General features: G+C 43.0%; 17 protein-coding genes and 1 pseudogene. 8 read left to right on the top strand and 10 right to left on the bottom strand.

Features of this window, described 5'->3' with window-relative positions:
* From A3739_RS08395 to A3739_RS08380, 4 genes and pseudogenes are all read right to left on the bottom strand, one after another.
* Positions 1-432, bottom strand: a pseudogene (locus A3739_RS08395) (hypothetical protein); the annotation flags it as partial.
* A gap of 202 nt (positions 433-634) precedes the next feature.
* Complete coding sequence (locus A3739_RS08390; RefSeq protein ID WP_068479143.1) at positions 635-913, bottom strand: hypothetical protein; 279 nt, start codon at positions 911-913, stop codon at positions 635-637.
* Between the two features lie 2 nt (positions 914-915).
* Positions 916-1,482 carry a YceI family protein gene (locus A3739_RS08385; RefSeq protein WP_082878325.1) on the bottom strand — a complete coding sequence of 189 codons (567 nt, stop codon included), beginning with the start codon at positions 1,480-1,482 and terminating at the stop codon, positions 916-918.
* Positions 1,483-1,515: 33 nt separating this feature from the next.
* Positions 1,516-2,046, bottom strand: coding sequence for a cytochrome b (locus A3739_RS08380; protein ID WP_068479440.1), 531 nt, complete (start codon positions 2,044-2,046; stop codon positions 1,516-1,518).
* Positions 2,047-2,147: 101 nt separating this feature from the next.
* Between A3739_RS08380 and A3739_RS08375 the strand changes: the two genes are divergently transcribed.
* The 3 genes from A3739_RS08375 to A3739_RS08365 are packed head-to-tail and all read left to right on the top strand — an operon-like array spanning position 2,148 to position 5,175.
* Positions 2,148-3,230, top strand: coding sequence for a flavin reductase family protein (locus A3739_RS08375; RefSeq protein ID WP_068479438.1), 1,083 nt, complete (start codon positions 2,148-2,150; stop codon positions 3,228-3,230).
* On the top strand, positions 3,227-4,336 hold the full coding sequence (locus tag A3739_RS08370) for an acyl-CoA desaturase (protein WP_068479436.1): 1,110 nt from the start codon (positions 3,227-3,229) through the stop codon (positions 4,334-4,336). Before A3739_RS08375 ends, A3739_RS08370 begins: the two co-directional genes overlap by 4 nt.
* Positions 4,336-5,175: a sterol desaturase family protein gene (locus A3739_RS08365; RefSeq protein ID WP_082878295.1), complete on the top strand. Its 840-nt coding sequence runs from the start codon at positions 4,336-4,338 to the stop codon at positions 5,173-5,175. The genes A3739_RS08370 and A3739_RS08365 overlap by 1 nt, the downstream gene beginning before the upstream one ends.
* On the opposite strand, the gene A3739_RS08360 is transcribed toward A3739_RS08365, so the two are convergent.
* The 4 genes from A3739_RS08360 to lptF form a co-directional block, all read right to left on the bottom strand.
* Positions 5,150-5,752: a MarC family protein gene (locus A3739_RS08360; protein ID WP_068479433.1), complete on the bottom strand. Its 603-nt coding sequence runs from the start codon at positions 5,750-5,752 to the stop codon at positions 5,150-5,152. The two genes, A3739_RS08365 and A3739_RS08360, sit on opposite strands and share 26 nt — an antisense overlap.
* Positions 5,753-5,816: 64 nt before the next feature.
* Positions 5,817-7,043, bottom strand: a complete 1,227-nt coding sequence (locus A3739_RS08355; RefSeq protein WP_068479431.1) for a DUF6160 family protein — start codon at positions 7,041-7,043, stop codon at positions 5,817-5,819.
* Positions 7,044-7,174: 131 nt separating this feature from the next.
* Positions 7,175-8,236: an LPS export ABC transporter permease LptG gene (lptG, locus tag A3739_RS08350; RefSeq protein WP_068479429.1), complete on the bottom strand. Its 1,062-nt coding sequence runs from the start codon at positions 8,234-8,236 to the stop codon at positions 7,175-7,177.
* Complete coding sequence (lptF, locus tag A3739_RS08345; protein ID WP_231876652.1) at positions 8,233-9,339, bottom strand: LPS export ABC transporter permease LptF; 1,107 nt, start codon at positions 9,337-9,339, stop codon at positions 8,233-8,235. The genes lptG and lptF overlap by 4 nt, the downstream gene beginning before the upstream one ends.
* A 121-nt stretch (positions 9,340-9,460) precedes the next feature.
* Here lptF and A3739_RS08340 point away from each other — a divergent pair, with 121 nt between their 5' ends.
* The 5 genes from A3739_RS08340 to A3739_RS08320 all read left to right on the top strand — a co-directional run bounded on the left by A3739_RS08340 (position 9,461) and on the right by A3739_RS08320 (position 16,143).
* Positions 9,461-10,933 (top strand): leucyl aminopeptidase, encoded by a 1,473-nt coding sequence (locus A3739_RS08340; RefSeq protein ID WP_068479425.1) that lies wholly within the window; start codon positions 9,461-9,463, stop codon positions 10,931-10,933.
* The gene (locus tag A3739_RS08335; RefSeq protein ID WP_068479423.1) at positions 10,934-11,383 is read left to right on the top strand and encodes a DNA polymerase III subunit chi; all 450 of its coding nucleotides are present in this window, start codon (positions 10,934-10,936) and stop codon (positions 11,381-11,383) included.
* A gap of 88 nt (positions 11,384-11,471) precedes the next feature.
* The gene (locus A3739_RS08330; protein ID WP_068479421.1) at positions 11,472-14,324 is read left to right on the top strand and encodes a valine--tRNA ligase; all 2,853 of its coding nucleotides are present in this window, start codon (positions 11,472-11,474) and stop codon (positions 14,322-14,324) included.
* Positions 14,325-14,366: 42 nt separating this feature from the next.
* A complete protein-coding gene (locus A3739_RS08325; RefSeq protein WP_068479419.1) occupies positions 14,367-15,266 on the top strand; it encodes a ketopantoate reductase family protein in 900 nt (299 codons plus the stop codon).
* Positions 15,250-16,143: an ROK family protein gene (locus tag A3739_RS08320; protein ID WP_068479417.1), complete on the top strand. Its 894-nt coding sequence runs from the start codon at positions 15,250-15,252 to the stop codon at positions 16,141-16,143. Before A3739_RS08325 ends, A3739_RS08320 begins: the two co-directional genes overlap by 17 nt.
* 7 nt (positions 16,144-16,150) lie before the next feature.
* Here A3739_RS08320 and ampD read toward each other — a convergent pair whose 3' ends face one another.
* Positions 16,151-16,690 carry a 1,6-anhydro-N-acetylmuramyl-L-alanine amidase AmpD gene (gene ampD / locus A3739_RS08315; RefSeq protein ID WP_156493719.1) on the bottom strand — a complete coding sequence of 180 codons (540 nt, stop codon included), beginning with the start codon at positions 16,688-16,690 and terminating at the stop codon, positions 16,151-16,153.
* Between the two features lie 42 nt (positions 16,691-16,732).
* Positions 16,733-18,117, bottom strand: a 1,385-nt coding sequence (locus tag A3739_RS08310; RefSeq protein WP_156502477.1) for a DUF1631 family protein, incomplete at its 5' end; no start/stop codon positions are given.

Raw genomic sequence — 18,117 nt, 5'->3', positions numbered from 1 at the left:
AGCTTCTCGCTGCTGTCCACGCTTCCGGTTCGTAGCAAATTGATCTCGGTACAACTGAGCACGATATAAGCTATCAATGGTTTGGTTGTATTCCAGAGATGATTCGAGCGATGCGATGACTTTTTTACGTAACACATCATCCAAATTGAAATGCCCCGCATCGCCAATCGTGAGAATTGGAACAGCTTGGTTCAGTTCATCTAACTGCGCGACGATTTCAGCACCTGAATCAACACTTGCGTCTAAAAACACTGTTCCCACGCAAATTTGATCATCGCTATTATTAACAGCTAACAACTGCTCTTTATCTGAGTCCCATTGATTGCGCCCAACAGATACAACTGTTTCGCCAAGAAAATTTAAAATTACGGAGATATCACGAAGAACCCCATGGTTATCACTGATAACCAGAACACTTGTATCTTGCGACATTAAGGTCTGCCTTTATTATGCAGCAATAGCTATTTGCCTTGCTTGTTATTGGATGTGCATTTTGCAATTACGAATACGATAATTAAAGCCACTAAGCTGAAAATAGTCAATAAAACGTCATCACGCATAAGAAATAAAAAAACCGACAAAAAACGTTCAATTTTTTGTCGGTTCATTAATTAAAGGGATTTAAGAGAACGCTCTAACTTGTACGATAAGCCTTAATGCCCTTCTTGTTTGATTGCATACCAGCAAGTTCCTTCGCAAATTGTTCACGTAAGTTCGCTACAGAGATAGTTAAGTCATCGTACATTCGTAACAGTGCTTTAAGCTCAGCGGTCGAATTCTCGTTGGCGTTTGACTGAAGGATAGAACGAATTGAGTGATCAAGTTCAATCAACTTATCGAAGTCTTGACGCTCAATCGCATCGTCAAACTCGCGCTGTAACTTCTTTAAATAGTCTGCCCCCAACTTAACCATTGTTATTTTTTAATACCTTCAACAGAGAGAATCATCTCTACGTCCTGAGACAGTGGCCCAAGATCACGCATGATATTGAAATCTTTCATACGAAACTTAGTTTTTCCCTCGAAACCTACTCGTTGTCCGCCCCAAGGATCAGCCCCCATGCCCACAACATCAAACTCAATCGCAACTTCTTTTGTTACATTTTTAAGGCTCAAGTTGCCATATAAGGTGCCACTTTCAGCATTTGCCATTTCGACCCGAGTGCTCACAAACTTAGCAGTAGGAAACTGCGCCACATCAAGAAACTTGCTACCTCGCAAGTGCTTGTCTCGTTCAGCGTGGTTCGAATCGATACTATCAACGTTAATGTCTACCATAATGTTTGAAGCGTCAGGTTTTTCTGGGTCGAACGAAAAATCACCTGAAAATTCATTAAAGCGACCGTATAACCAGCTGTAGCCGAGATGCATCACACGGAACTGAATAAAGGCATGTGCGCCCTTTGTGTCAATAACATAGTCCGCGGCATTTACTGCGATACTATTTAATGAAAGTAGCAACGCAACTGCACTTGCTTTCATTATTTTAACCATAATCTTCCTCTTATTCAGATGTTAGGACTTGATCCAAAGCATACGCTTTAGGACTGAATCTCGATTTACAAAGTGATGCTTCAATGCGGCAACGGCATGGATGATCGCAACAATTAGAACTGCATCAACAATACGCTCATGCCACAACCCAGCGACGTCTTCCTGATTAGGTACAAACTCACCTAACGACACAACATCAATCAGTCCAAAGAAACTAACAGGACGTCCGTCCGCTGTCGATATCAAGTAGCCCGACAAGCAAATAGCGAGCACGGCAACATAAAAGAAAACATGCACAAGACGTGTTACCACCATCTCGAACTTAGAAGGTTCAATGCGCTTAGGACGAGTCCAGTAAATTCGCGCAGCCACTCTTGCCAACATTAAGACGACTACCAACAAGCCAAATGACTTATGCCAGAAAGGCGCTGACTGATACCAAGGATCATAATAATCCAGCGCGACCATGTAATCGCCTAGAAAGAAAAGTGCTATCAAAAGACTAGCGATGATCCAATGCAGACATACATTTGCTAATGCCCAACGTTCCATTAGACGCTCCAAGATAAAAATAGTAAGTATAAGCTAGACATGAAATATTAGAATCGATAATATTTAAGCTAACAAATGTTAGCAACTAAAGTCGATTTGATATGTTAAGAACATTTTCGTCAAAACAAACCGAACAACTAGCGCATTACCTTACCCCAATCAGGCAACTGCTATCTCCTAACTACAAGCGAAAGCTTGCTCCAGCAAAAGTACTTTTCTGTGAAACGTTAGACGACGAATGCATATCCCTTCGCCTAAAGGTCAGCCACATAGAAAAATTGGCTTTCAAACCGGGTCAACACTTCCAGCTTTCGTTTGAGATAAATGGTCGATTTCTCACAAGAACCTTCAGTGCTGCTTCAACCCCTAAAGACTTATATGAAAATAAAGTTGTCGAGTTCTACATCAAGAAAATTCCAGATGGTACGGTTACGAGTTTTATCGCTGACGAATTAAAAGCCGGAGATATGATTAATATTGCGAAAGCTCAAGGAAGCTTCGTTATCAGCGATAACTCATCATCGGCGATGCAGTTATTCCTTGCCGCTGGCAGCGGAATCTCGCCAATCCTTTCAATGCTGAAATCATCACCAAGAGAAGAATTAACAAAACATAAAGCAATATGGTACCGGAGAGGGAATGTACAATCCCCAGCAACGAAATCATTACGCTTGTTAGCAGAGAATGGTTTAGATCTGAAAATAATCGACACTGAGATTAATAACAGAATTAGCGACAAACACTTGGAGCACGCGCTATCGGAAAAATCCGTTTCGGATGCTTATATCTGCGGACCAATTGGCTTCATACAGACTGCCGGAAATTTACTTCAGCAACGCGCCAAAAAGCTTAATCAAACGCTTCCATCAATATACTCCGAGACCTTCGTTATACCTAAGATTTCTGGCAGCACATCTGAACATACAATCACAGTGAATAAAAACGCAACGGCAACCAGCATTGGCAATGAGCCCATATTAGATTCACTCGAAAGCGCTGGCCACAAACCCGTTTTTGGATGTCGGGCAGGAGCGTGCCACCAATGCTCGGCAACTTTATTAAGCGGATCGGTGAAAAACGTATTAACGGATCAAACTCATCGAGAGCACGGAGAAAAAATACAAATTTGTTGCAGCTTTGCAGAAAGCGATTTGGAGATAGAGATTCAGGAGAGAGTCGAATGACACAACAAATCCAATTTGATGTTTTAGAAAAGCAGTTTGAAGAATTAAGAGAACAAACATTTAAAAAAGTCGGGACCGAAGACGCCAACTATATTCGGAAACTTATTGGTTTTCAGAGGTTGCTCGATATTGTCAGCCGTATTGGAATTGCATGTGCATTCTTATTTTTTGATGGCTATCTAATGTGGTCGATAGCGATTTTATCTGTGCTTGGCTTAGCTCTCTCAAAGATTCTCGACAACATGGAAATCGGGCACAACATAATGCACGGTCAATATGACTGGATGCACGATCCGATTACAAACTCTAAACGATTCGACTGGGATAACGCTGGAGATAGCGATTCATGGCGTAGGTACCACAATTATGAGCACCATACTTATACAAATATCATCGGCAAGGACAGAGACTTTGGTTACGGTCTTTTGCGCCTGAGCGATGATTTGAAATGGCGCCCCAAAAACCTTTATCAGATCATAACCTATTTAAACCTAAGCCTACTGTTTGAATGGGGCGTTGCGTATCACGAGCTAGCAGGTGAACGCATATTCATTGGAAAGAAAAAAGAAAACAGTAAACTCCCAATATCAAGACTTGATTTAAGAAATGCATTTTTTAAGAAAGCCGGGAAGCAAATCCTCAAAGACTATATCCTCTTTCCGCTCATATTCTGGCCTGTCGCATTGCCAGTATTATGTTGCGCGATTATCGCAAATATTTTACGCAACCTATGGACCGCGACTATCATATTCTGTGGCCATTTCACCGAAGAAGCACAAACATTCGATGAGGAATCGACCAAAAACGAATCAAAAGGCCAATGGTATTATCGCCAGATTCTAGGCTCGTCCAATATTGAAGGCTCTAAACTTTTCCATATCCTCACTGGCCATTTAAGCTATCAGGTTGAACACCACCTGTTCCCTGATATTCCAGCACCTAGATACCAAGAAATGGCTCCTAAAGTGCAAGAAATTTGCAGAGAACACGGAATTCCATACAATACCGGTAGCTTCGGGAGGCAGTATTGGGGCGTATTCAAGCGCATCGTCAAATATTCATTCCCAACATCAGTTACGAGCCAGGTGAAATCTATACATAACTAATGGAAGTACTTTCAAGCGTTATTGAACAATATCAGAGCATCATAAGACTATCCGTTTTTGGATTATGTCTTATGTCTTTGTCTCTTATTGAACATCTAATCCCCGCACGTCAATCTGGTAAAAATAACCCAAGACATTTTGTCGAAAACATATCCTTAACAGGATTAACGAGCCTTGCCCTTCAAATAGTCCCCGTTGTGCTGGCTGCCAACATCGCTCTGCTGAATGAAAGTTGGCAGATAGGCATTTTTTATCTAATCAGCGACAACAATAACCAACTTGCCATAATTGTTATTGTGTCGGTAATCATTTTGGATTTTATTATTTACTGGCAGCACAGAGTTTTCCACAGAGTGCCTATTCTATGGAAACTACATCGAGTTCATCATAGCGATCCATCTTTAAACGCAAGCAGCGCACTTAGGTTCCACCCTTTTGAACTGCTTCTATCAACCCTAATAAAATCGACCGTCGTCCTAGTATTCGGTATTCCCTTCGCAGCTATTGTCATATTCGAAATAGCTCTCAACGCTTTCGCATTATTCAATCATTCAAATATTCGCTTTACACCAAGAACTGAAAACGTATTGCGAAAAATATTAATTACGCCCAGTATTCATCGAGTACACCACAGCATTCATCATGCAGATCACGACCAAAACTTTGGATTTAGTGTCGTGTTTTGGGATAGATTATTTGGCACCTATAAGTCCGAAAGTTCACTCGGACGGCACTACTCAATAGGTTCAAATGAAATGACTAATGAAAATTGCAAGGGTTTTTATCGCCTGTTAAAGCAACCATTCATTCCAACTAAATCATTGCAGAAAACGCAATAATTCCGTCTGCTATAAACTGAATAGCAAGTGCGGCAAGCAATACGCCGAGAAAGCGTCTTAGCACCTCATCACCAGTCCGACCTATTAATTTTTTGACTGGGCTAGCCAAGCATAATGAAATAAATGAGATGCATCCTACGACTATCACTGCACTAAACACCGCTAATTTAGCATCTAGAGTACTTGCTCCCGAATACAGCAAAACGACCATTGTCAGAGACCCTGGCCCAGCTATTAAGGGAACAGACATTGGAAACACAGCAATATCCCCTCGTCCGTCAAGACTCGCAAAATCGACGTCCTGAGTTATCATATTAAAAGCAGTGTAAAACAATAGTAATCCACCAGCTATTCGCAACGATTGAATATTAATACCTAGCTGACCTAACAATTCTTGCCCGTATAGAGCAAAGAGAATCAAAAGTAGCATACTAATTACTATTGCCTTGAAGGCCACTCTTATTCTTTCTCTTTCAGACTTTCCTTCTACCAAAGCGTTAAAAATCAAAGCAACACCTATGGGGTCGATGATCACAACTAATGCTGTTAATGCATTAAGAAATACAAGAATGTCCAAAATAAAAGTCCTAAAAACAAAAAACCCGCTCGAAGCGGGTTTAAATAGTAGTCTATATATATTTCTAGTGTGCTGAAATTGTCCAACGCGTGTGAGATTCAATATCCGTCCAATACAGCTCACCTATCGAGATATCAGTATCGCCAAACGACAAGTGTTTAATATCCATATCGCCTTTAAAGCTAGTATTTAGGGCAATACCATCAACAAATTCAACCGTATTGTTTCGTAATTTTAGTACAGATTCCCTTACAGCGTAGATTTCTCTGATAGAGTGAGCAAAGTAAAATGACGAAGTTCCGTCAAGCCCGCTTAAGTCACCACGCTTGTTATGAATCGACATATCCTTGATCTGTATGCCGGCGATATCAAGATAAACTTCCATATCGGTAATCATGAAGTAAGCACTCCATGTTATCTTAGAATTCGCGTCACCAATACCGGTTCCTTGGGAAGCCTCAAATGAATCTATATCTCCATCACCATTCAGGTCTTCAGCACCAAAACCATTGCCGTTGTTCGATATATGTAAATCCTCAGGACCAAGGTATCCCTTCATCTTAAGGTTACTAATTAAGGTAGTAGTCCCATCTTCGCCTTCGTGCACACCAGTCGAATGGTTAGCATTAATGTCTAAACCTGCATTACCTATTGTGTAATCACTTCTAGCTATCCCGATTGCGTCAATTTCAAACGCAAAATCAACTGCGTGCTCAGTCATTAACTCAAAAGTATCGTAATCGTCAGTTTCGTATCGATTATTTGCTATGAAAGCCGCTTGGCCGCCCTCAACTTGCCAAGGGTCAGTTATATCGAAGTGAATAACCAAGTCACCGTCTTGATAAGTTTTCTTATCGTCGATAGCAAGATCTCTCTCAGAGTCATAGCCATTTGCCACGTCTTGAAATCGAGTATCTATATTGCCTGCATCGACATATAGCTGTGCGTAGTCACGCATTTTAGAAAAACCATAGTCCAGAACATTGTCGCCAGGGCTTGAGCCATCGCCAGCAACATCAATCTCTAAACGAAGGTTGTCCATGAAGTATTGAGAGGAGGAAGGATCATGCAAATCATGCCCCCCCATTCGAATGCCTTGCAGTAATAGAAAACCAGCATCTTTATACGCAAACTCGCCAATCTCATAGCGTGCCTCGACGTCAATAGTCAATCCAGCTTGACCAGTAACGTTTTGCAAATCTTGATCTTCTAACTTTATGAACTCAGCGTTTGCCCCATTAGAAATTGCACCAATTGCAACAACTAAACTGAGCCTATTAAACGTGTTCATTACTTATCTCCGAGTAGAACTTAGTTCCCTCGAAATACAACACATACTTTCGAGCAAGTAACTTTTATTTATTATTATTCGTCACACTAACTTAATTCACAAAATTTTTCAATGGGCGTTTTTTAATCGATCTAGCTTGCTCTCTTGATCATTAGCACACCAAAAGTAACGCACGCCAATATTGGTAGAACCGTTGCTACAATCGGCTCAAATCCGAATACCATACTCGCAGGTCCTAACAAATCTTGAACATACTTAAAAGTCAGACCAACGATTAAGCCGACAAAGACTCTAGTCCCCATAGCGACACTTCTTAACGGCCCAAATACAAAAGAAATCGCCACTAAAACCAAAGATAAAGTCGTTAGCGGCTGGAGAGCTTTTTTCCAAAACGACAGGACATACACTCCTCCATCTAAGTCTTGCTCATTCAAATATTTCGCATATGAAAACAAGCCACTCATAGACAAGTTGTCTGGCTTAACGATTAGTATACTCAGCAACTCTGGGGTCAATTCAGTTTCCCAAGAAGAAACATCTTCTTGGGCGACAGTAATGTTGCTCTCTCCAAAATAACTCCTCTTTACATCCAATAGACTCCATTGACGCTCGTGAAACAAAGCCTTGGCCGCAAACTCACTCATGATGAGTCTTTTATCGTCGTCATAAGTATTTATGGATACACCATGCAACGCGCCATTTGGTTCAACGGCATTGATATGAATAAACGCATCACCTTCTTTATGCCAAAGCCCTTGTCCGTAGACGATGCTTGATTGAGCCCCTTGTTTGAGCGCTTTATCACTCTGCGCTAATTTCTCAGTAGTCGGAGCAACAAACTCACCTAAAAGAGCGCCAAAAATAATTAATAAAAGCACTGGTTTAATTGCCGAACCAATAATGCGGGCCAGCGAAACTCCTGCTGCTCGAACAACAGTCAGTTCACTATTCTTTGCCAAAGCCCCCAACCCTATTAGGCATCCCATGAATGCACCAAGAGGAAGGTAATCATAAATTCGTCTGGGAAGGGTCAAAAGAATGTATAAAGCAACATCTAAAAGTTGGTAGTCATTTTTTATATCTTCGGTCTCAGCAATAAATCCAAACACCACATCTAGGCTGAGGACGACAAACATAACGACCAAGGTCGATGTCATCACAGCCTGCGCTACATATCGATCAATTAGCTTCATGAGGCGCCACCATGACCAAATTTATCTCTTACTAGAACACTCAAACGTTCTCGATAAAATAATGCTATTGCCGCACATATAAACATGATGTGAACAACACCAAATGCGATTAGCGGATCTAGATCGCCCTCCCCACCTTTTTTCTTAGCAAGTATAAGTAAACCTAAATAAAGAATATAGAGCAGCATCGCCGGCACCAAATGGAGATACCTGCCTTGTCTAGGGTTAACTTTGCACACCGCAACAGCAATCATCGCCACCACTGGAATCAAGATAACGAGCGATATACGCCAATATAAAATAGACCTATACTCATTCGACTCAGATCTAATCAGAGCTTGTGTCGGAATTGCTTCCTCCTTAACTCTGCGAAGCTCGCTACTCTGCGATGCGATAAGAACTCCATAGGTATCAAACGACAACTCTCTATAGTCGTGATTACCTGGAGCCCCTTGATATTGTTTACCGTTGTGAAGCACAAGATATCGATCTCCGGTTTCAGCATCTACGCTCTGAACACCCTTTTCTGCATACAATATGTTGAGCCGCTCGGCATCATCCTCAGAAGACTCGGCGATAAATACATCAAACATTGTCTGCTTATCATCACTCAATGCTCCCGCATAAGTAATACGATTTCCGATATTCAGATTCTGAAAGCGCCCCGGAACAAGCAACTCGAACGCTGTTTTACTTGCTTGTTCAGCAAACAACTTTTCTACCTTGGCCATGCCCGCAGGCGACACGTACAAAGTTAATAGACCAACACTCAATGCAACAAAGCCAGAGATTACCCAAGTCGAAGCAAGCAACTTATTTTGGCTGTAACCACAGGCATGCAGGACAGTCATCTCACTTTCCATGTACATACGTCCGTACGCCAAGAGGATTCCCATAAAAAGCCCTAGAGGAAGAATCAACTCTAAAAAACCTGGCAAGCGAAATGCCATGACTAAAAACAAAATATCAGCAGAAATATTCCCGACGGCAGCTTGCGATAAATACTTAATAAAACGGCCACTCATAAAAATGAGCAAAAGGATAAATGTGACCGCAAGCATTGATCCCAACACTTGTCTCGCCAAATATGAAAAAATAATCAAAGAAAACCCCGAGAAATATCGCTTTACGTACTACTCTAAAAGCTAGTCAGCACAATCGAATAGTCAAAGCGTAATTCGTCTCTTAAACTAGAGTTAGAAATAAGAAATTTAGGTGGGAATAATGAAATACAACGCGTCAATCCGCAAGTTAAGTGAAATTAAAAGCGATATTACTTGCATATTTAGCTTCCAGAAATCGGCATTAGGGCAACAAGCGAGTGACCTAGATACAGCCACTAAACAAAGCTTAAGCAAATCTATCAAAAACCTTGGTTTCAAAAGTGAGCTTGGCTCATCAATTACAATCACTTCTCTTGACGCAAATTCGAAGCAAATAATTGTTGTTGGGCTGGGCGAGCAAAAAGCCCTTAATAAAGCGTCAATATTAAAAGCAGCGGCATCAGCAACTAAAGATATCCTCGCATATACGCCAAAGACTATTACCCTTGGCATCTCTGACCTTGCGGAACACACCGCTGAAGCTGCAGAGGCATTTAGCTCTTCAATCGCTAGTGCAAGCTATCGCTTCGAAACATACAAATCTGAAAAATCAAAGAAACCAACACCAACACAGCTCACCTTTGTTTGCGATAAAAAAGAACAAAATGGAGTCAAAAAAGCCCTTAGTTATTCTCAAGCCAAATCAATTGGTATGGCGCTCACACGTGACCTAGGAAATGAGCCCGGAAATGTCGCGACACCAAGCTACCTCGCAAAAGTTGCAAAAGAAATGGCGAAAGAATTCAACTCTTTGTCCTGCAAAGTTCTTGAAGAAAAAGACATGGAAAAGCTCAATATGGGTGCTTTCTTATCGGTGAGCAAAGGCAGTACTGAGCCAGGAAAGCTGATTGTTTTAGAATACAAAGGCGGCGCAGCTAAATCTGCGCCTCACGTACTGGTTGGTAAAGGCATTACGTTCGATACGGGCGGTATCAGCTTAAAACCTGGCCCAGCAATGGACGAGATGAAGTATGACATGTGCGGCGCAGCCAGCGTGCTCGGTACAATGCGCGCAATAGCCGAACTTGCTCCAAAAAAGAATATTATCGGCGTAATCGCCGCTGCAGAGAATATGCCTGCGGGCAACGCATCAAAACCGGGAGATATCGTTACAACCGCATCAGGTCAAACTGTTGAAATTCTTAATACGGACGCAGAAGGACGACTCGTTCTTTGTGATGCACTCACCTACGTTGAGAAATTCAAACCCAAATCAGTTATTGATATTGCGACGCTGACGGGCGCATGCATTATTGCACTTGGCCACTCTACTAGCGCCGTAATGAGCAATAATGATGAGTTCGCTGAAACGCTATTACAGTGTGGCCAAGAAGCAAATGATAAAGCTTGGCAACTGCCAATCTGGGATGAATACCATAAGCAATTAGACAGCCCATTTGCCGACATGCAAAATATTGGAGGAAAAGGCGCTGGCAGTATCACAGCCGCTTGCTTCTTGTCTAAATTCGCCAAAAAATACACATGGGCACACCTAGACATTGCTGGAACTGCATGGACTTCCGGCGCCAACAAGGGCGCAACAGGCCGACCGGTTCCTTTGCTACTGAATTACTTAATGAATCACGCAAAATAAATGCACAAACAAACCGACATTTATATTTCCAAAGGGAATGCATTTAGTGATCTGGCAAGCATAGCTTGTCGGATCGCTGAAAAAGCCATCGCAGCAAATCAAACTATATTATTTGTGTGTGAAAGCGACATCGATGCTAAAAGTCTTGACGAGCTGCTCTGGTCTTATCGAGAAAGCTCTTTTCTTCCGCATCAGCAATCAGTATCCCCAAGCCCAAGTTACCCCATAGCTATTGCGTCATCGCAGGGCGCGAATGATCCTTCATTCAAAGCAACAGATACAAACATTTGCGTATACCTTGGCCCGACCAAGTTAGCCGAAGAACCTCAGATGAAACGACGAATGTTCATAGTTCGTAATGACCAGAAGCAACTGGAATCTGCACGAGCCTTGTTCAAGCAACTTAAATCTAACGGCGAAGACATAAATACGCACGACTTACGTCGTTAATTGGGAACATAACTACCTTGTTTGCCCCCGCAGATATATAATGCGCCTCTTTCTAAAATCAACGCCAAAAAAGTAGTGAAACACAACGATGGATAAAACCTACCAACCTAGTGAAATTGAACAAACTTGGTATCAAAAATGGGAAGACGAAGGCTTCTTCAAACCAAGTGGTGAAGGCACGCCATATTCAATCATGATCCCCCCACCGAACGTCACTGGCAGCCTCCACATGGGGCACGCGTTTCAAGACAGCATCATGGATGCCTTAATTCGCTATCATCGAATGAAAGGCAACAACACGCTATGGCAAGTTGGTACTGACCACGCGGGTATCGCGACTCAAATGGTTGTTGAGAGAAAATTAGCCGCTGAAGAAGATAAAACTCGACACGATCTAGGTCGTGAAGCATTTCTCGATAAAATTTGGGAATGGAAGGAAGAATCAGGTGGCACCATCACACGTCAACTTCGTCGTCTAGGAGCCTCTGTCGATTGGGATCACGAACGCTTTACGATGGATGACGGCTTCTATAAAGCTGTTCAAGAAGTATTTGTTCGTTTGTACAAAGACGATCTTATTTATCGCGGCAAGCGCCTTGTTAACTGGGACCCAAAACTACACACCGCTATTTCTGATCTGGAAGTCGAGAACAAAGAAAAACAGGGCAATATGTGGCATCTTCGGTATCCACTTGCAGACGGTGAAACAACAAGCGAAGGCAAAGATTACATCGTTGTTGCTACCACTCGACCCGAAACGATGCTTGGGGATACAGGTGTTGCGGTAAACCCTGAAGACCCTCGCTACAAAGCGTTGATCGGAAAAGAAATCATTCTTCCATTAGTCGGTCGTCGCATCCCGATTGTCGGAGACGAACATGCAGACATGGAAAAAGGCACAGGCTGCGTAAAGATTACTCCTGCACACGACTTTAACGATAATGAGGTCGGCAAGCGATGCTCGCTTCCAATGATCAATGTCATGAACAAGAACGGTGAAATTCTTGATCAAGCAGAAGTGTATGATATGTCAGGCCAAGCCATCACCCACATTGACGTAACAATTCCTAGCGAATTCCAAGGTCTCGAGCGTTTCGCTGCGCGAAAAGCAATCGTTGCTGCTTTTGACGAAGCTCGATTATTAGACAAGATCGACGACCACACGCTAACAATTCCTTATGGCGACCGATCTGGCGTCGTGATAGAGCCGCTGCTTACCGATCAGTGGTTCGTTCGTGCCGGCCCGCTAGCTGAGCCAGCGATTAAAGCTGTAGAAGATGGCGACATTCAATTCGTACCTAAGCAATACGAAAACATGTACTTCTCATGGATGCGCGACATTCAAGACTGGTGTATCTCACGCCAGCTATGGTGGGGACACCGTATTCCAGCATGGTATGACAATGAAGGTAATGTCTATGTTGCACGCACAGAAGAAGAAGCGCGTGCGCATAACAACATTTCTGATGATGTAGCCTTATCACAAGATGAAGATGTTCTAGACACATGGTTCTCATCAGCACTTTGGACATTCGGCACACTTGGCTGGCCTGAAGCAACTGAGCGCTTAAAGACCTTCCATCCAACAGATGTACTAGTCACCGGTTTTGACATTATTTTCTTCTGGGTCGCTAGAATGATCATGATGACAATGCATTTCATCAAAGATGACGATGGCAAAGCGCAAGTACCATTTAAATATGTGTACGTTACCGGCCTTATTCGCGATGAAAACGGCGACAAAATGTCAAAGTCTAAGGGTAACGTACTAGACCCTCTCGACATGATTGATGGCATCGATTTAGAGTCACTCGTCGAAAAACGCACTGGTAACATGATGCAGCCGCAGCTTGCTCAAAAAATCGAGAAGCGCACGCGAAAAACTTTCGCGGATGGTATTTCAGCGCACGGCACTGACGCATTGCGATTCACCCTATACTCACTCGCTTCAACTGGCCGCGACATCAATTGGGACATGAAGCGCTTAGAAGGCTACCGTAACTTCTGTAACAAGATTTGGAATGCTGCACGTTATGTTCTAATGAATACAGAAGAGCACGATTGCGCGCAGAATCATGATAATTACGAGTTAAGTATCGCAGACAAGTGGATCATCTCTCGCCTTCAACAAACTGAAGCGACTATTGAAAAAGCCGTTAGTGAATTCCGTTTAGATCTCGCATCACAAACGCTTTACGACTTTATTTGGAATGAATACTGTGACTGGTATCTTGAGCTTTCTAAGCCGATCTTAAATGACGAGAATAGCTCTGCTGAGCTTCTTGCTGGTACGCGCCGCACTCTCGTTCGTGTACTTGAAGCAATCTTGCGCTTGTCACACCCATTCATGCCATATATTACAGAAGAAATTTGGCAGCGCATTGCGCCACTTGCTGGAAAATCTGGCGAAACCATCATGACGCAAGCCTATCCTGTTTGTGATCAAAGCAAGATCGACGAAGCAACCATTGCTGATATTGATTGGGTCAAAGGTGTCATCGTTGGTTTGCGTAATATTCGCGGCGAAATGGACATCTCTCCAGCCAAAGCAATACCAGCGTTGATCCATAACGGCAACGACGAAGATAAACGCCGTTTCGAAGAAAATGGCGCACTAATCAAATCACTCGCCAAACTTGAATCCTTAGATTGGGTTGATGGCGAAGAACTGCCAATGTGCGCAACACAGTTGGTTGGCAAAATGGAAGTACTTGTACCAATGGCAGGCTTGATTAACGTTGAAGCGGAGCTTGCGCGCTTGAAGAAAGAAGCAGGTAAAGCGGAAGGAGAAATCAAACGCTTACAAGGAAAACTTGGCAATGAAAAATTCGTCGCCAACGCGCCTGCTGACGTTGTAGAAAAAGAAAAAGAAAAGCTTGCTGCAGCCGAACAAAGCTTAGCGACGCTAAGCGAGCAAATGGAAAAAATCGCATCGATGTAATTCGATGCGGTTTACCTCGTTTTAGTAGATTCTGTCAGCACGATGATCGCAATTGTTGGTGCCGGTGCCATAGGTCAAATGTGGGCCTATAAACTGGGTGCGGACAACTGCGTTTTTCTCGATACCAGACCGAATGGAACCAGTAAAACGATCAACATTACTGTTCAAGATCAACAAGTTACCAATGAGCTAACTGTTCGCCAGCACAATCTACAGACACTCAAAGAAACTAAGCTCTACATCGAAGCAGTATTAATCTGCACCAAAAGTCATGCTGCTTGTTCAACAGCACATGCTCTGGACACTAATCTACTGAAAGCTATTCCTTTCGTTCTTTTCCAAAATGGGATGGGAAGCCAACATGAGATCGTTGAAGGGATTCAGCATCGCCCTATCTACGCAGCAAGTACTACTAGTGGCGCCAATATAGAGAAGCCAAATAGACTCGTTCTAGCTGGTGAAGGTACAACCCATTGCGGCCCTTTAAATAAGCACGCTTCACAACATGATGACTGGCCGTCATCACTAGCAAAAATAAGCTCTCACGCAGACTATAAGCACAATATTAAATCTACTTTGCAGCGTAAATTACTCATCAATTGCGGCATTAACGCGTTCACTGCGATCGAGAATTGTTCCAACGGCCAAATACGATCAACTCAAAGTTTCCAACAGTATTGGCCTTCACTGATTGACGAGTTGAGCGGACTTTCAAATATCTATAAGTTAGAACTGACTAAAACCGATATAGTCGAAATGATCTTATCTGTTTGTGAAACGACCGCTGCGAATATCAGCTCTACCCTTCAAGACGTCCGGCAAGGAAAGAAAACCGAGATTAACGACATTAACGGTTTTGCGGCCAAACAATTAATAGCATCAGGTTTGTCAGCAACAACGAACACAATGCTAACGGAGCGCGTAAATGCACTTAGGAATTGACCTAGGCGGAACAAAAACCGAAATCATGGTATTAAACGCTGATAACAAGGCCGTCTACAACAAGCGCGTTGCGAGCCCACAAGGCGATTACACAAAAACATTGACCAATCTCTCCTCACTTATCCTCGAAGCAGAGAAATCACTCGGACAGAGGTGCACGATAGGAATAGGGATCCCTGGCAGCATATCGCCAACTTCAGGCTTGGTGCAAAACGCTAACTCAACCTGGCTAATTGGCAACAACCTTAAACAAGACCTCGAGTGTAGCATTGGTCGACCTGTCGCTTTAGCAAATGATGCTGATTGTTTCACGCTCAGCGAAGCATCAGATGGAGCAGCGAAAGATCAAACCTGTGTTTTTGGTGTAATACTCGGAACTGGAGTGGGTGGTGGAATCTGCATCAATCAACACATTCTGGTAGGCCCAAATGCGATTACAGGAGAATGGGGTCATAACGTCATGCCAGCACCTCTGCAAACTAATTCTAATGCTGCCCAATGCTATTGCGGAAAAACACATTGCATAGAAACCTATCTCAGCGGCCCAGCATTCGTTAGACGCACTATAGAAACAACCGGAGCGGAGGCCTCTTCAGTACAAGAACTTTTAAAGCTAAGTACTGAAGACACACAGATTAAAGATGCATTTGAACGTTACTACGAAGGATTAGCGTATGCTTTAGCCCAAGTCGTTAACGTCTTAGACCCCAATGCAATTGTTCTTGGAGGAGGACTAAGCAATCTTCGTGATCTGTATATCGAGGTTCCTAAACGCATTAAAAAATATGTATTTTCAGAACAATTTGAAACACCAATACAACCCGCAAAATATGGCGATGCAAGTGGCGTAAGGGGCGCGGCTTGGCTAGGAAGATAGCTCGAAGCTAGATCATTGAGAAATAGCGATTCCAATCAAACATAGGTCCTGGGTCTGTTTTTCTTTCTGGCGCAATATCACTATGACCAACAATATTATCTTTCGAAACTATTGGGTACTCATCCATTAGTGCACGCGTTAAGTGAACTAAAGACTCGTATTGCGCATCAGTAAAAGCATCATCATCCTGCCCTTCAAGCTCAACACCAATGGAATAATCGTTACAGTTTTCCCGACCACAGAATGTGGACACACCAGCATGCCAAGCGCGATCTAAACACGACACAAACTGCGTAACACGCCCATCACGTCGAATATAAAAATGAGCCGATACTTCCACTCCACGAATTTCATCGAAAAAAGGATGCATATCGTGGTCGAGGCGATTGAGAAAAAAGTCATCCACCTCATTACCACCATAAACGCCGGGCGGGAGACTAATGTTATGAATGACCAATAAAGACGGCTCAGAGCCATCAGGACGTTGATTGAAATTTGGTGAATCAAGGCGACGAACTTGCGTTAGCCACCCTTCATTTACGGTCATATTGATAAAACCATTATTAAAAGCTTTATCAGTAAGCTTATATCAAGAACGAAGATTTGTGATGATGGATTCAAGCGCGCGATCAAATAACAAGCCATCGTTCAACGCGACGAGCTGGCCTTCACATAAATCTTTAGCAAGCTCATCTTTGTACTTCTCGTGAACCTTCACACCAGCTCGATTTACAAAAATGTGCTTACCCGTTGATTTAATAATCGCAGCAAGCTTACAGCGCTCTTTATTGTCACCACCGCCAAACTCAAACCAACATCCAACTACAAAGCGCTCGACTTGTTGAACAAAAGGGTTGTCTGGCGCTAACTCGGGCGCGCGAGTTTCGGCTTGCTGGTCAACCAGTACGATACTTTCCTGTTTTTTGGGGAGCTTTTCGTTTTCTGCTTCAATTGCCGCGCGTTTCTCATTAGCCTGCTCGCATGCCTCTTGTAATTGTTTGAAATCATCTTCGAGCTCTAAAGTTGAACGTACTAGATCGCTTACTTCATCACTCTGTTCTGAAAAATCATCTTGCAGGAGTTCACTAGCTTCTTGCTGGTCAACCTCCCCCACTGGCGCAATTTCACTCAAATCAATTTGTTGCTGGAGAGCTTGAAGCGACAATACGTGCTGATCCTCTAGACCTGACAGAAGTCTTTTTGCCAAAGTATCGTCTAAAGCAACCTCGTCAAACCCTAAACGAACACGCTTAACGAGTGATGGAATCATTTTAAGAAGTTTAGCTCTCGCATCTTGCTCTGAAGGATCTGGACATAAGGACCAAACCAGTTCATTTACAATTGCTTTAGCCCCATTCCAAGCTTCGCTTTGCTCTCCCTCGCGCAGAAGTTTAAAGACCAACACTTTACTCCACGCATCGCGTAGTAGTTCAACACCAAGATCCGGAACTGACTTCCCTTCAATCGCCTCGTTGATAACATCTTGCGCCGCTTGGCGCGCATCGTTAGCTGCAGCTTTACCACGCTCAGAGTCTCTAGTACGCTGTTCAACTAACAGGCCTCGTTTTCTTTCCGAATCAACGAAGCTTTCAAAGTCACTCAATAAACCGTCGAACATAGACACGTCTTGCTCGAAGCCGTTAATAATTTGCTCTACGATACCCTCAAGCTTTTCTTTAAAGCGATCACGCCTTCCTTCACGCGGCGCATTCCAACCAATCGCTGAAGACGCGATTTCATTAAGAAGCTTACGTGCAGGATGCCCACCTTTGTTAAAGAAACTGTCATCGATCAACGCCACTTTCAAAATAGGTATCTGCAGTCGTGAAATGATGGCTTTCATTTCAGGCTGCAATTGACGATCTTCAAGAATGAATTCAAATAGCATCGACACAAGGTTGATCATGTCAGCATCGAGACTTTCATAAGCCTTTCCAACCGCTCCAGCGCTCTGATCTTTTAGCAAAGCAGCAA

The sequence above is a fragment of the Oleiphilus sp. HI0067 genome (assembly GCF_001635735.1).
Note: the sequence above shows the minus strand (reverse complement) of the source record. Positions and strands in the feature narration are given on the sequence as shown.